Below are 12,567 nucleotides of genomic sequence, written 5' to 3' on the forward strand. Positions count from 1 at the left end.
CCCGGCCACACAGTCCAAGGCCACACAAACAGGAGACCCGACATGAACCCGCAACCTCGCCCCCCACGCGGTGTGCCCCAAACCGCGCCACTGCTGTACGGCAGCGTGTGCAGCGGCATTGAGGCCGTGAGCCTCGCCTGGCAACCTCTCGGCCTCGAAGCCGCATGGTTCGCCGAGATCGAGCCGTTCCCGAGCGCCGTGCTCGCCCACCGTTACCCCCGCGTGCCCAATCTGGGCGACATGACCGCGATCGCCCGCCAGGTGCGTGCCGGCACTGTGCCAGCGCCCGACATCCTGGTCGGCGGCACGCCGTGCCAGTCGTTCAGCGTTGCAGGTAGCCGTCGCGGGCTGGATGACCCGCGCGGTGCCCTTTCCCTTGCCTATGTGGAGCTTGCCAATGCCATCGACCAAACCCGCCAACAAGACAGCCGCCCGGCGGCCACGCTCGTCTGGGAAAACGTCCCAGGCGTACTCAACGACCGCAGCAATGCCTTCGGGCATTTCCTGGGCGCACTGGCCGGAGAAAGCCGTGCGCTCCAGCCGCCAGGGGAAAAATGGGCGTACGCTGGTTGTGTGTCTGGACCCCGCCGCCGCATCGCCTGGCGCGTGCTCGATGCTCAATATTTCGGTGTCGCCCAACGCCGCAAGCGTGTGTTTCTTGTGGCAAGTGGTGGAGATGACCTCGATCCCGCAGAAGTACTTTTTGAGCGCGCAGGCCTGCTCGGGGATTCTTGTGCGGGCAGCGCGCCGTGGCAAGAAGCTGCCTGCACTGCTGAACCTAGTGTTGACCCAGCAGACGGATATGCAGGACTGAAGCAGCCCTGCGGCAAGGTCACGACGACGTTTGGGTTCAGCAATGGGCGTGGCCCGACCGATCTTGCAGCCAGTTTGATGGCTGGCGGCCCGAAGCACGACATCTGCACCGAGACCTACTTGGTGCAATCCGTCGCAGGCAACATCAGCCACACCCTCGACACCGCCAACAACGGCAAGGGCAGCAGCGAGGACGGCACCGGCAAGGGTGTTCCGATCATCGCCTTCATCGCGCAGGGCAGCGGCGCCGATGCCACGCTCGACCTGACACCGACGTTGCGCGCTGGCGGCCATTGCAACAGCCATGCGAACGCCGGGGTCGTGCCCGCCATCGCGTTCGCGCAGAACAACCGCGGTGAAGTGCGCTTCGAGTCGGGCCATGGCCAGGTCGCTTGCACCGTGCTGTCCAACGGCAAGCCGGGCTACGGCGTACCTATGGTGGCCTGCGTGTCTCTGCACGGCCGCGAGCAGGGTCTTGCCGCCGAGCTGGGCGGCAGCGTAGCGGGCGCACTGCGCACCAGCGGCGGCGGCGCGGACAAGCCCTATGTCCTGGCTCCCGACTTCGAGGCGCATTTCCGCTACGACTGGAACGACCCTGGCCCCGGCGACTGGTCGCATTGGCGGGTGCGGCGGCTGATGCCCGTGGAGTGCGAGCGGCTGCAAGGCATGCCCGACGACTACACGCTGATCCCGTACCGCGGCAAGCCCGCTGCAGATGCTCCGCGCTACAAGGCGATCGGCAACTCCATGGCCGTCCCGTGCATGGCGTGGCTGGGCCAGCGCCTGGTGCAGTACCTGCACAAGACGGGCTCGACCGCTTCGGATTGATCGGCGACGCAGCCTGCGGGCCACTCCATTCTCCCTCTTGCATTGCCGATGGTTCGGCAACAGCCCGTAGCCAGGGTGTCAAGGCTGCCGCGGGTTTCACCCACGCCACCCGCCAGTTCGCCTCGGCATCTCACCGGCGAACGCTGCCCACTGGGCATCGATGCCTCATTTCTCCAACCCACGGGATGGCCGCCACGTCCCGTCAGGAGCATGTCGCCACCCGGTCGATCTCAGGACTTCCCCATGGACAACATCACCAAGCAAGACCGCATTACGCTGAAGAACCTCAAGGTGGCCGACTTCGCCAGCGAGGAAACACTGTGCTTCAACGCAACCGTCGTGTTCGACGGTACTCCCATCGCCGAGGCCCGCAACGACGGCCACGGTGGCTCGACGTTCCTCCACGCGCTCAACGGCAAGGCGGGGCTACTGGCGCAGGCCGAAGCCTTCGCCAAGGGCCTGCCGCCTGCGCCGCTTGACCTCGGCCACGAGAGTGAAGACCCTCACTACATCGACATGACGCTCGACTTCCTGGTCGATGAGCTGGCCGACGCCATGCACGCGGAACGCAAGGTGCGAGCCGCATTCAACCGCGACATCGGCAACAAGGTGCTGTTCATCAAGGAAGGCAAACTGCTGTTTATCAAGGGCATCAAGCTCAAGGCCATCGCCGACCGGAAGGCGTACTTCGCTTCGCTGCGCGCCCGGCAGGCCCAGCCCATCGTCATCCTGGCCGAGCTTCCACCCGAGCAGGCATTCGATTTGTGGAAGCAGTATGTCCTGGGCGACAAGCCCGACTGACCCAGCGTCACCGCACCCTCCTGACAGCCCCGCACTCGATGCGGGGCTTCTTTCTTTCGGTCCCCATCAATCGGGTCTGGGCTGGATGCCATTTTCCAACTGACGCAGCGCGGTCCGCGCACGAAGCTGCCCGCATGTTCGCTGATTCGTCAGCACATGCCAGCAGCCAGGGTTTTAGGCTGTCGCGGGTCTCTCCCGCGTTACCCACCAGTCCGCATCGCATCAAGTCTGCGGACGCGCGTCCTCGTGACGTCGATGCCTTTTATCAACCGCGTGCGGGAGCCGCCATCCCGTGAGGGACGAGGCCCCGCTTTTCCAAGGAGCCTATCCATGTCCCAGCAAGCCTCTTTCGGCCAAACCTTCGGGCAATTGGCCTCGACCTACTGCGGCAAGTTCCTGCCGCTCGAAGTCCTGCAAAGCGCCGCCGGCCACTACATCGGCACGCGCGATACCGAAGGCCCCGTTTCGCGGGAATCCCGCGAGTACTTCCGCAGCTATGCCGCGGCTCAACGTGCCCTCGAAAGAGGCGGCTGGTCCCAGCTCGCCGTTCCTTGATCCAAACTGGAGGAATCACGTCATGAACCAGCTACTGCCGCGGGAAGTCGTCGATCAGATCATGCGGGAAGAACAGCATTTCGCCGCCGCGCCTCAAGCCTTTTTCGAGGCATGGAAGCGTGGCGTCGAGATTGCTGGCCCCGAGTGGTTCGGCGACGGCACCCGTGAAGGTCTGAACCAGGCCAAGAGCAAGTGGGATCTGCGTCCCAACATGCTGCGGCTCAACGACGCCCTCGGCGTCCTGAGCAGCGGCGAACGCATGTTCCTGTCTGCCATGGTCAGCTTCTACAACGCGCGTGAGGGCGGTGCCATGCTCAAGCGCTGCCACTTCCACGGGCTGTCGGACTTCGACGGTCTCGACCTGCAACGCCGCAAGGTCATCGCCGACCTGCTCGTGAACTACAACGGTTGGTGAGCCGGTCTCCGGCACACCACTGTCTTTCGTTCCCCCCGAGAGGGACATGCGCCCAAAAGGCCATGTCCCTCAATTTCTTCTCCATCACCCTGCGGATGCCATCGTCCGCATGGGCTGGCTCCGCTTTCTCGAAAGGAGCCACCATGGCGAACAACTACTACGAAGGCACGGGCGTTCTCGTGCTGGAGCGTGTCACCCCCGTCATCAAGGCGCTGTTCGGCGCCTTCGCGCTGAACGAAGGCCATCCCGGCAACGGGCAGGCCTACATCGCCCAGATCGCCGAGACCAATGATCCGCGCTGGACGGATGTGCTGGACGGCCTGGAAGACCTGGCCGCACAACTCGGCATCCCCATGCCCGACGACGAAGAGTTGTCGATTCCACCTCTGCTCGAACGGCTGGCCGCGCACTTCGGTGCCGAGCAGGACGCGGAGCTGGAGAACCTGATCGAGCACCACAAGTTCGAGGACAGCGCCGACCTGGAAGCCTTGCTTCTGATCGCTTCCTGCTTCGATGACGGCCATCGCCTGACCGCCATCCAGTTCGAAGGCTGCTGGCATTGCAGCAGGCCGAGGCTGTTCGAGTTCGGCGGCAACGGCTGCTACCTGAGCCGCGAGGTCCAGGTCTTCAGAACGTCCTCGCAGGCGCTCCAACTCGGCGACCAACTGCGCAAGACGATCCTGTCCGCCGACATCGAAGAGGCCTCGGCATTGATCGCGCTGGAGGCCGCCAACCTGCTCGCAGGCATCAACGACGAGCAGTTCCGCCTGAATGTGCGCCGTCGCGTCGCCGACCGACTGGCCCAGATGCCAACGATCAGCGCCGCCTGACGCATTTTCCATTTTCAACCCACCGGGTCCAATTCCCGGTGGCGGGAATTGGCTCCATTATTCAATCTGGAGAGTTCCCAATGTCCCAGAAACCCAATCCCTTTCACCGTGGCTACTGGAATCTGAAAATCGTCCGCACGCTGTGCATCAGCTACGAGGACGGAAGCCCGCATGTCTGGCGCAACATCCACGCGAGCCAGCAACACCTCTCCGACGAGGAACTGGTTTCATCGTCCTGCATCGTCGCCAACGATTTCGCCGTGGTCAGCGATGGCCGCGAAGCCGTGAACGCCGAGGTACTGGCCGAATGCGATGCCGGTGAAGGCGTCAGCGGCGAAGGTGTGATCGGTGCCGTGGTCTATGCCATCCATGGCGAGGACTTCGACGGCCGCCCAGTCCACGTCGGTGACGCCTATTCGGCCGAGGCCGCGCGGGAAGCGATGCAGCGCCTGAGTTTCGAGACCGGCTACTACAGCCGGTGCTGGGAAATCAGCCGTGAGCACATCACGGTCGATAGCTGGCACTACCTCGCCGGCCTGGCGGACATCGCCACGCCGGAGGCCATGTTGTTCATCGCCTTCCGTGTGCCGTACAGCCCGGCGATCGGCGTCAAGCTGATTTCCACGCCCTGGACGGACCAGAACCTGGAGCACGCCGAGGGCATCACCGCCGAGCAGCTTCGACAGGAGCACCGGAACAAGGGCATGCCGGACGACCTGGCGAACATCCTTGAACTGGCTGGCCAGGCCGATGTGCGCATCCTCATCCTCGATGCAGACGCACCCGCGTTGCTGGGCCTGCCGCTGGCCGAGGGCTAGCAGCCGCGCGACACGCGGGTCTTCCTCTTTGTCCCCTCATGCCAGCCCGTCTCCCCCAAGAGTCGGGCTGGTCCATTTTCATAGGAGCAACCTCATGTTCCCCAACCTCATTTCGCGCGCACCGGACTTCGAGCACCAGCTCGGAGCCTGCGTCAACGCCATGAGCCAGGACGACGCCATCGGCCAGATCCTGGTATTCGAGCGCACGCACGGCACGCTGCACATGCGCCATATCGCCGGCGCCGACTTGGTGGACACCGACATTGACGACTACGAGATGGTCGTCTTCGACGGTGGCAACACCGGCGGCGACACGTGGAAGCATGTGTTCTTCCCGCGTCAGCGCGAACACTACTTCGTGTACCAAGCCTGATCCAACCAGCCCCTTTCGAGGGGCCTTTTTCTTGTCCCCAGCGCGGGAAACCGGGTGCGGCGCAGTGCCGTTTCATGCGGGCGGGTAGCCCGGCCCAGGGCCATCCTTGCCCCCATGTTCGTCGGCGTTGCCGACACATGCCCAGGCAGCCGAGACCTTCGAGGCTGCAAGCACGGGAAACCGCGCTGGTTGTTTCTTCCTACGGACGCACCGCGTCCATCCACCCACAAGGGACCTCTCCCTTGCGGGCGGGGAATCCCTTGTTCTTCCTCAAGGAGATTCCCATGGACCGTTCCCTCATCAAATCCATGATGCCTTCGCTTGTCGCAGGCCATGTGCCCCGCAACGTGCGGTCGTTCAAGTATCGCGTGTTCGATGATCAGCCGCAGTCCTCGACGCTGGGCTTCGCCATCGACCCCCAGCCCTTCGACGGCAAGGTGGTCGCGGCCAGCGACGACGCCATCGTCGTCAAGCTCAAGCCCAGCGAGTTCGCGGTGCTCGACCCCCACCTGGTGACCACCCTTCCCAGCGAAGGCGCCAAGGTGCATGTCCAACCGTATGCCCGCCGCCGCTTCGACGGCCTGCGCGCGGACACCCCGGAAGTAATCACCGAGAAGACCGCGGACGGTGTTCCCTACACCATCACCAGGCACATCCTCGGCTCCGCGCCTGCCAAGCTGCCCATCCCCGAGCCGCAGTGCATGGAACTGGGACAGCTCATCCAGCAGTTGGAGGAAATGCCGGCTCCCGATGGGTTCCGGCGCATCACCCACATGCTGGTCGATGCGGGTGCCCGCGACTTCACCTGGGTCGATCCGAAGCCGTCCAAGATCATCGAGACACCCCCGGCGATCAGCTTCTCGGTTTCGACCTCGAAGTTCGAGGGCCAGGTGACGATCCTCTACGACCGCGGCGGCGACACCTACGCGGTGGAACTGAGCCGCGACGGCGAACTGGTCGATCGGCACGACGAGGTGTATTTCGACATGCTCGGTGAAGTGCTGGAGCGGCTTATCGACGACGGGCACTGGCGTCTGATCGACGTGAGCGTCATCGACGCCAAGGCAACCAAGCGGCGCTACGGCTGACCGCAGCCTACCGGCGACTTGCCCCCATAGGCCTTCCATCCATTCGGGTGGAGGGCCTTTTTCTTCAGGAGATCAACCATGTCACTGCGATTCAAAGGTTCCGACCTGCGCCCCGTGCTGGCCGAGGCCGTTGCCAACCAATGCCGCGTCGTCCTCGCCAAGGACCAGGGCGTGTACTTCCTCGCCGAGCAGGGAGAGCGCCGTCCCGATGGCCGCGTGAAGCTGCTGGCCTATGCCGTCGGCTGCAACCCGGATACCGACCCGTTTGACGGCTGGTGGGAACTGGCGCGTGCCGAGCTGGGTGGCGACGACTTCGGCGAGTTCTTCGATCCGAAGGAAGGCGTCTTCGCCCGCATCCTGCGCGGCATGGACGATCTGATGCTATCCGCCACCACGACGCACCTGTCGCTGGAGGTGGTGCCATCGATGTAGTGCGAATACCACTGTCCCCTCACGGCCCCCTTCATGGGGGCTTCTTTTTTTGCGGCGCTGGCGGCATGGACAAAGGGAAGCGTCCGGATGCCGATTGATTACTGCCGCGCGCGCGAAGCCCGTCCATGCTGCCCCCATGCCTGCTGACGTTGTCAGCGACATGCCAGGCAACCATCGGTCTTCGAGGTTGCCGCGCAGTTTCCACTGCGTGACCGAGCCAGCTCGCACCGCATCCATCCGCGAGCGGCCACCAGTCCTGGTGGCGGATGCTTTCGCCTTATCAACCCACCGCGGGGTTACGCACCTTTCCCCGCATGCGTGGGGCCGGTGTGTCTCCGCTTCATCCCAATGGAGATTCACCATGAGCACCACGTCCAACGAGAAATCGTATTTCGACCTCCACACCTCGGGCATCGGCTACATCCAGCGTGTCCGCGAGGTTCCCGTCCGGGGCGGCCGCCGTGCGCAGCCCTTCCTGGCATGCACCATCGCCGCGCTGGTCGGCTCCGCCAAGGACCCCAGCTACCGCTACTTCGACGTCAAGGTCTCGGGTGCCGAGGCCAAGAAACTGGTCGAGCGCTACATCGGCGTTGACGATCCCAAGCAGCGGCCGCTGGTGCGCTTCCGCCTCGGCGACCTCTGGGGCGATGCGTACATCCGCGACAAGGGTGAGCACAAGGGCCAGGCCGCCGCGTCTCTGAAGGCGCGACTGCTGAAGGCCGAGCCGCTTGACCGGGCCGAACTGGCTTCGATCAAGCTGCACGAGCTGATCACCCGCGGCATCGGCTACCTCAGCCGCCCGAAGGACGTCTCCCCCAAGGATGGCGATCCGTTCCTGTCGTGCTGCGTCGCGGCGCTGGCCGGACCTGTCGGTGAACCGGAATATCGGTACTTCGACACCATCGTCGCCACCCCTGAAGCCGAGCACCTGGTTCGCCGGTGCGTGCAGGCCATCGAAGGGGACCGCAAGGTGCTGATCGCCTTCCGTCTGAACGACATGAAGATCGATCCGTACATCCGCACCAAGGGCGAGCGCGCCGGGGAACCGGGAGCGAGCCTGGAATCGACGCTGGTCCACATCGGTCTCATCAAGATCGACGGCACCCAGGTCTATCCGACGAGCCAGGCGCAAGCCGAGGCGCCGCAAGCCGAGGACGCACCCGCGCCCGAAGCCGAGGTTGCCGCCGACACCGCTGCCGACCAGCCTGTCGAGCCCGCCGTGCGCGAGCCCGCAGGTGAAGTCGAGGAGCAGGAGCCGGCATTGGCTGCTTCGTTCTGATCCGGCATGGCCCCTCACGGGGCCTTGCCTTTTTCCTATTCCCCAAGGAGAACCATCATGGCAGTCACATCGGCGCCCGACCAATCGGGTTCGCCCATCACCGTCCCAGGCCAACTCACGCTGCGCACGATCCGCGGAAGAAACGGCCCTTTCAACGTCGGCCGACTTGTCACCCCCATCGGCAAGTTCGCGGTGAAGGATGCGGAGCTGGAGCAGTACCCCGAAGGCAAGTACGACGGGGAGTTCGTCATCCGCTACATCTTCCCGAAGTCCTATCCCGTCGGCGACGGCATGCGGTTCGAGATCCGTGCCAACCTGGACGGGATGACGCTCAACGGCATCGACAAACTGAGCCGTGACGAGGCACGCAGCTTCACCACCCAGGAAGTCGATCCGCTCGATGAAGAACTGGGCGCGCAGCCTGCGTCAACGCCGGCCAAGCCCGCCAAGGCATCCAGACCCGCCAAGCCCGCATCCGTGCAGGCGTCCGCGGACCCGCTGATCGATACCACGCCTTTTGGTGTGGATGCCCCGCCGCCCGCTGCGGCTGCTGCCCCCGGCAGCACCGAAGATGGCGACGCCGCGCTGTTCGGGCTGCTCTGGCCGCTGGGAGAGTCCGTGAAACTGGATTCGACCATCGACCGCCGCACCCTGCGCGCGCAGATCGCCCGCCTGGGTGAACTGGGCTACGCGCTGGACTTCAAGACGCAGGAGTGGAGCCGCCAGGCCGAACTGCAACCTGCGTGATCGCAGACGCCGCATCCGCGGTGTTCTTGATCCATCCGCCGGGGTTCCTTCCCCATGCGGGGGAGGCTCCGACTTTCTTCTGGAGGTCTCCATCATGTCCACCATCGCTTGCGATGCACCTCATTGCACGCTGGACGAACCCGCGTGGCGCGCTGTCTGCAAGACGGCCGCCGAGCACGCCCAGCGTGGTTGCGGCCTGTCCTGGGATCACTGGGTCACGCTTTTCAGTTCGGAGATCGACGCGCAAGCCAGTCGGTTGCCGGAAACCCAGCGGGCTCAGGCCCTGGAAATCGCGACCCAGGAATGGGACTACGCAACCCCTGCCGAACGGCAGGAAACGCAGGAGTGGAACGCTGCGAACGGCTACTGCTCCCATGGCATCGAACTGGGCTACTGCCCAGCCGGTTGCGGCTCCTAGTCCGCACCGGACTCCATCGCCGCACGCGCGGCATTCCATCACCCGCTGGGGGCTCTCCCCCACGGGGAGGCCTCCGGCTCGATTCTTCAGGAGGCCTTTCATGGGCTGGTATTTCTCCCCCCAATCGCGGTCTGAACTGATCGCGGAACTGATCGCACCGCAAGAGACCGAGCGCGCCAGCGTCAAGGTCATCGCCCACGCGCTGCGCGGCAACGTCCTGTGGTCCGTCACGGAAGTGACGGCCAAGGTCGAAGGCGTGCATCGTCATCTGGCGCCAGGCCAATCCCTGCGCTACATCCGCTGCGATCTTCTCGAACGCAGCGGCGACCAGTGGGGCTACAAGCCACTGGACGAGTCCATGCACCCGTACTACTACACGTGCCCGCTGTCCTATCTGGACCTCGCACCAGAGCAGTCCGCCGACTGGCGTGCAGGCGTTCGCGCCTACCACGCGCGGCGGCGCACACCCACGGCACCTGCGGCACCCACCGCAGCGCTGATGGCCTGAGCCAGGAGGAACCGACATGGACCCGATCCTGGCTGCGCTTCCGCCCTCGCTGTTGAAGCTCGTTGAAGGGAGTTTGTCCAACGACGAAGTTTCTTCCGACGAGGAAATGCTGGAGTACTTCATCAGCAACGGCCTCACCGAGGCACAGGCACGGCAGGCACTGACCCACCGCGACCAGTACCTCAACAACATCTACCTGGAGGGCTTCACGCCAATCACTTCGGTAGATGAGGCGCTTCACTTCAACCCGCACACCCGGCAGTTCGAGCCGGACTGAGCGGCTTTCTTCCACCCCCTGGGGCAGTACTTGCCCCAGCGGGCGGTGCTGTTCCCGTTCATCCGAGGACACCACCATGCCCGAAAACACTTCTTCCACCACGCTGTATCGCATCGACGAATGCTCCGACGTGATGGCCGATGCTTGCGTCGGCGATGACCAGGGCAATCTGATCTTCCTGTCGATCTGGGCGCGCGACACCGCCGTCCAGCAGTTCCTCGCTCGTCTGACCCTCGGGCGCGACGAACAGGGCCTGGACCAGTTCCACGTCATCACCGACCAGGGCGGCAGCGTCCCGGTGTTCGTCAGCAACGTCGATCGTCTGGAAAAGCGCATGACCCGCGCCTACCGGCGAACGCTGTTCGGTTCGCTGTCCAACGTGTGGCTGTTCGACCGCCGCTGCGTCAAGCCCGACAAGGCCAACGCCAGCGCACTGGCATTGCTGCCCAAGGGCAGCGCCCACCGGCTTGACCGCCTGTGGATGCTGGTGCGGGACACCTGCCCACTGCCGCTGCTCGACCACTGGCGCGAAACCGTGCTGGAGCTGCTACAGACCCGCGAGATGCTGGCCCGTCTTCCGTTCGCCCTCGGGTCGCTGGAAGGCCATCGGCTCGCCATCGACGTGCCGGCGCTGACCCTGGCGCTGGGCTCCCTGATCCGCAGTGACGTGCTCACCGCCTATCCGTATCCGGCCAAGATTTGGACGCCGGAAGCGGTAGCGGCTTGACCCGCCCGCGAGAGCACGCCAAGGCGTGCTTTCGCACTTCATCCCCGCCAACCAGGAGACTTCCATGGCCCTCATGTTCCCGCGGCTCGCCCGCAATTTCTCCAAGAACGGGTACTACCCGACCGACGAACCCACGCTCGAAAGAGCCCTCAACGCACTGATGCCCAGCGATGGCCCGATGTGCATCCTCGATCCCTGCGCCGGCGAAGGCGTGGCGATCGCCGAAGCCGCTCATGCTCTCGGGCGCGAGCAAGCCAAGGCGTTCGCCGTCGAGTTCGACGCGGAGCGGGCACGCCATGCCCGCGGCCTGGTCGATCATTGCCTGCACGCGGACCTGATGGACACGATGATCTCAAAGCAGTCGTTCGGGCTGCTCTGGCTCAACCCACCGTATGGCGATCTGTCCAAGGACGTCAACGGCAACATCGGCTATCAGGGCCAGGGCCGTGCCCGCTTCGAGAAGCTCTTCTATCAGCGCAGCCTCTCGCTATTGCAGTATGGCGGCGTGCTGGTCTTCATCGTCCCTGGCTACGTGCTCGACGCCGAGCTGGTCGGCTGGCTGACACGCCACTACACGGACCTACGCATCTACCGAGCGGTGGAAACGCAGTTCAAGCAGGTGGTGATCTTCGGCCGCAGGGTGCGCCAGCGCGAGCTGGCACCCGATGGTCTCAAGGCCGTGCGCAATCTGCTGCTGCAGATCGGGCTTGGTGAAGTCGAAGCCGAGGAACTGCCGAGCGAATGGCCGTTCCTGCCGTACATCGTCCCCGCCAGTCCGGCCGAGCCGGAGCATTTCTTCCGCGTGACGATGGAGCCAGAGCAGTTCGCCGATGAAGTCGGCCGGCTGCAAGGCCTCTGGCCGTCGCAGGACACGCACCTGGGGGCCGCGCAGCAGTCGCTGCGTCCACCGGCGCGTGCCTTGTCCCACTGGCATCTCGCCCTGGCTCTGGCCGCGGGCGCGATCTCGGGGGTTGTGCGCTCCAAGACCGGGCGCGTGCTCGTCGTCAAAGGTGACACCCACAAGGACAAGACGCTCCAGCGGGAATTCACCGAACGCGAAGACGGCTCCATCGCCGAGACCCGCATCCTCACCGACAAGTTCGTGCCCGTCATCCGCGCGTGGGACATGACGCCCGGCTCCGCCACGCGGGGCGAGGTGTTGACCATCCGCTGATCGCTTCTCTACCGCTGACGGTCACCGTCGGCTTCCTCCACCCACCGGGGTCCAGTCGCCCCGAGGGGGCGCCGTGGCCCCTTCATCTTCAAGGAGCCTTTCCATGGCAGCCCAAGCACTTCCCATCGGCCAAGCATCGAGCCGGCGCTTCTTCCCTGGCGAGACCGTCGTGACCTGTGGCGTTGACGCCCTGGTCCAGCAGGGCCGGCTCAACCCGGTGCCGTATCTGCACCGCCACCTCAATGGCGACTGGGGCGACCTCGACGACTACGACAAGCGGCAGAACGATGCCGCGCTGGAGTCCGGCGAGGACCGCCTTTTCTCTTCCTACCAGGTCGCACCCGGCCTGCAGCTTTGGATTATCACCGAATGGGATCGCAGCGTGACCACGCTGCTACTGCCCAGCGAGTACTGATCTCTCCCAGACGACGGCCGCCTGCCGTCTCTTCATCCCACCACGGGGCATGCCATCGCCCCGCGGGGG

The 12,567-nt window shown here is 64.7% G+C and carries 17 protein-coding genes; all 17 read left to right on the plus strand.

Annotated elements, in window-relative coordinates:
• The first annotated feature begins 42 nt into the window (after positions 1-42).
• The 17 genes from Tfont_RS01790 to Tfont_RS01875 all read left to right on the plus strand — a co-directional run bounded on the left by Tfont_RS01790 (position 43) and on the right by Tfont_RS01875 (position 12,498).
• On the plus strand, positions 43-1,641 hold the full coding sequence (locus Tfont_RS01790) for a DNA cytosine methyltransferase (RefSeq protein WP_003821062.1): 1,599 nt from the start codon (positions 43-45) through the stop codon (positions 1,639-1,641).
• 243 nt (positions 1,642-1,884) lie between these two features.
• A complete protein-coding gene (locus Tfont_RS01795) occupies positions 1,885-2,442 on the plus strand; it encodes a hypothetical protein (protein WP_033470935.1) in 558 nt (185 codons plus the stop codon).
• A 330-nt stretch (positions 2,443-2,772) separates the two neighbouring features.
• A complete protein-coding gene (locus tag Tfont_RS01800; RefSeq protein WP_033470933.1) occupies positions 2,773-2,997 on the plus strand; it encodes a hypothetical protein in 225 nt (74 codons plus the stop codon).
• Positions 2,998-3,019: 22 nt separating this feature from the next.
• The gene (locus Tfont_RS01805; protein ID WP_003821065.1) at positions 3,020-3,412 is read left to right on the plus strand and encodes a hypothetical protein; all 393 of its coding nucleotides are present in this window, start codon (positions 3,020-3,022) and stop codon (positions 3,410-3,412) included.
• A 62-nt stretch (positions 3,413-3,474) separates the two neighbouring features.
• Complete coding sequence (locus Tfont_RS01810; RefSeq protein ID WP_425517689.1) at positions 3,475-4,242, plus strand: hypothetical protein; 768 nt, start codon at positions 3,475-3,477, stop codon at positions 4,240-4,242.
• Between the two features lie 80 nt (positions 4,243-4,322).
• Entirely contained in the window at positions 4,323-5,060 is a 738-nt protein-coding gene (locus Tfont_RS01815; RefSeq protein ID WP_003821067.1) for a DUF5983 family protein, read from the plus strand.
• Between the two features lie 94 nt (positions 5,061-5,154).
• Positions 5,155-5,433 (plus strand): hypothetical protein, encoded by a 279-nt coding sequence (locus tag Tfont_RS01820; protein WP_003821068.1) that lies wholly within the window; start codon positions 5,155-5,157, stop codon positions 5,431-5,433.
• A 284-nt stretch (positions 5,434-5,717) separates the two neighbouring features.
• Positions 5,718-6,521: a hypothetical protein gene (locus Tfont_RS01825; protein WP_003821069.1), complete on the plus strand. Its 804-nt coding sequence runs from the start codon at positions 5,718-5,720 to the stop codon at positions 6,519-6,521.
• Positions 6,522-6,599: 78 nt separating this feature from the next.
• The gene (locus tag Tfont_RS01830) at positions 6,600-6,953 is read left to right on the plus strand and encodes a DUF3085 domain-containing protein (protein ID WP_003821070.1); all 354 of its coding nucleotides are present in this window, start codon (positions 6,600-6,602) and stop codon (positions 6,951-6,953) included.
• Positions 6,954-7,314: 361 nt separating this feature from the next.
• Positions 7,315-8,232: a DUF3577 domain-containing protein gene (locus Tfont_RS01840; RefSeq protein ID WP_031692692.1), complete on the plus strand. Its 918-nt coding sequence runs from the start codon at positions 7,315-7,317 to the stop codon at positions 8,230-8,232.
• A gap of 57 nt (positions 8,233-8,289) precedes the next feature.
• A complete protein-coding gene (locus Tfont_RS01845) occupies positions 8,290-8,979 on the plus strand; it encodes a DUF3275 family protein (protein WP_003821074.1) in 690 nt (229 codons plus the stop codon).
• Positions 8,980-9,073: 94 nt separating this feature from the next.
• Complete coding sequence (locus Tfont_RS01850) at positions 9,074-9,397, plus strand: hypothetical protein (RefSeq protein WP_003821078.1); 324 nt, start codon at positions 9,074-9,076, stop codon at positions 9,395-9,397.
• A gap of 100 nt (positions 9,398-9,497) precedes the next feature.
• Positions 9,498-9,905, plus strand: a complete 408-nt coding sequence (locus tag Tfont_RS01855; protein ID WP_003821084.1) for a hypothetical protein — start codon at positions 9,498-9,500, stop codon at positions 9,903-9,905.
• Positions 9,906-9,921: 16 nt separating this feature from the next.
• The gene (locus Tfont_RS01860; protein WP_003821086.1) at positions 9,922-10,182 is read left to right on the plus strand and encodes a hypothetical protein; all 261 of its coding nucleotides are present in this window, start codon (positions 9,922-9,924) and stop codon (positions 10,180-10,182) included.
• Between the two features lie 76 nt (positions 10,183-10,258).
• Positions 10,259-10,909: a hypothetical protein gene (locus Tfont_RS01865; RefSeq protein ID WP_003821087.1), complete on the plus strand. Its 651-nt coding sequence runs from the start codon at positions 10,259-10,261 to the stop codon at positions 10,907-10,909.
• Positions 10,910-10,949: 40 nt separating this feature from the next.
• The gene (locus Tfont_RS01870) at positions 10,950-12,083 is read left to right on the plus strand and encodes a DUF6094 domain-containing protein (RefSeq protein ID WP_255632234.1); all 1,134 of its coding nucleotides are present in this window, start codon (positions 10,950-10,952) and stop codon (positions 12,081-12,083) included.
• 103 nt (positions 12,084-12,186) lie between these two features.
• A complete protein-coding gene (locus Tfont_RS01875; RefSeq protein ID WP_003821089.1) occupies positions 12,187-12,498 on the plus strand; it encodes a hypothetical protein in 312 nt (103 codons plus the stop codon).
• Positions 12,499-12,567: the final 69 nt, after the last annotated feature.

It is taken from the genome of Tepidimonas fonticaldi (genome assembly GCF_007556755.1).
GTDB lineage: Bacteria > Pseudomonadota > Gammaproteobacteria > Burkholderiales > Burkholderiaceae_C > Tepidimonas > Tepidimonas fonticaldi.

Excerpts from the sequence above, each read along its gene's own strand:
- Tfont_RS01790 (WP_003821062.1), top strand. The coding sequence starts at position 43 with ATGAACCCGCAACCTCGCCCCCCACGCGGTGTGCCCCAAACCGCGCCA.
- Tfont_RS01795 (WP_033470935.1), top strand. The coding sequence starts at position 1,885 with ATGGACAACATCACCAAGCAAGACCGCATTACGCTGAAGAACCTCAAG.
- Tfont_RS01800 (WP_033470933.1), top strand. The coding sequence starts at position 2,773 with ATGTCCCAGCAAGCCTCTTTCGGCCAAACCTTCGGGCAATTGGCCTCG.
- Tfont_RS01805 (WP_003821065.1), top strand. The coding sequence starts at position 3,020 with ATGAACCAGCTACTGCCGCGGGAAGTCGTCGATCAGATCATGCGGGAA.
- Tfont_RS01810 (WP_425517689.1), top strand. The coding sequence starts at position 3,475 with ATGTCCCTCAATTTCTTCTCCATCACCCTGCGGATGCCATCGTCCGCA.
- Tfont_RS01815 (WP_003821067.1), top strand. The coding sequence starts at position 4,323 with ATGTCCCAGAAACCCAATCCCTTTCACCGTGGCTACTGGAATCTGAAA.
- Tfont_RS01820 (WP_003821068.1), top strand. The coding sequence starts at position 5,155 with ATGTTCCCCAACCTCATTTCGCGCGCACCGGACTTCGAGCACCAGCTC.
- Tfont_RS01825 (WP_003821069.1), top strand. The coding sequence starts at position 5,718 with ATGGACCGTTCCCTCATCAAATCCATGATGCCTTCGCTTGTCGCAGGC.
- Tfont_RS01830 (WP_003821070.1), top strand. The coding sequence starts at position 6,600 with ATGTCACTGCGATTCAAAGGTTCCGACCTGCGCCCCGTGCTGGCCGAG.
- Tfont_RS01840 (WP_031692692.1), top strand. The coding sequence starts at position 7,315 with ATGAGCACCACGTCCAACGAGAAATCGTATTTCGACCTCCACACCTCG.
- Tfont_RS01845 (WP_003821074.1), top strand. The coding sequence starts at position 8,290 with ATGGCAGTCACATCGGCGCCCGACCAATCGGGTTCGCCCATCACCGTC.
- Tfont_RS01850 (WP_003821078.1), top strand. The coding sequence starts at position 9,074 with ATGTCCACCATCGCTTGCGATGCACCTCATTGCACGCTGGACGAACCC.
- Tfont_RS01855 (WP_003821084.1), top strand. The coding sequence starts at position 9,498 with ATGGGCTGGTATTTCTCCCCCCAATCGCGGTCTGAACTGATCGCGGAA.
- Tfont_RS01860 (WP_003821086.1), top strand. The coding sequence starts at position 9,922 with ATGGACCCGATCCTGGCTGCGCTTCCGCCCTCGCTGTTGAAGCTCGTT.
- Tfont_RS01865 (WP_003821087.1), top strand. The coding sequence starts at position 10,259 with ATGCCCGAAAACACTTCTTCCACCACGCTGTATCGCATCGACGAATGC.
- Tfont_RS01875 (WP_003821089.1), top strand. The coding sequence starts at position 12,187 with ATGGCAGCCCAAGCACTTCCCATCGGCCAAGCATCGAGCCGGCGCTTC.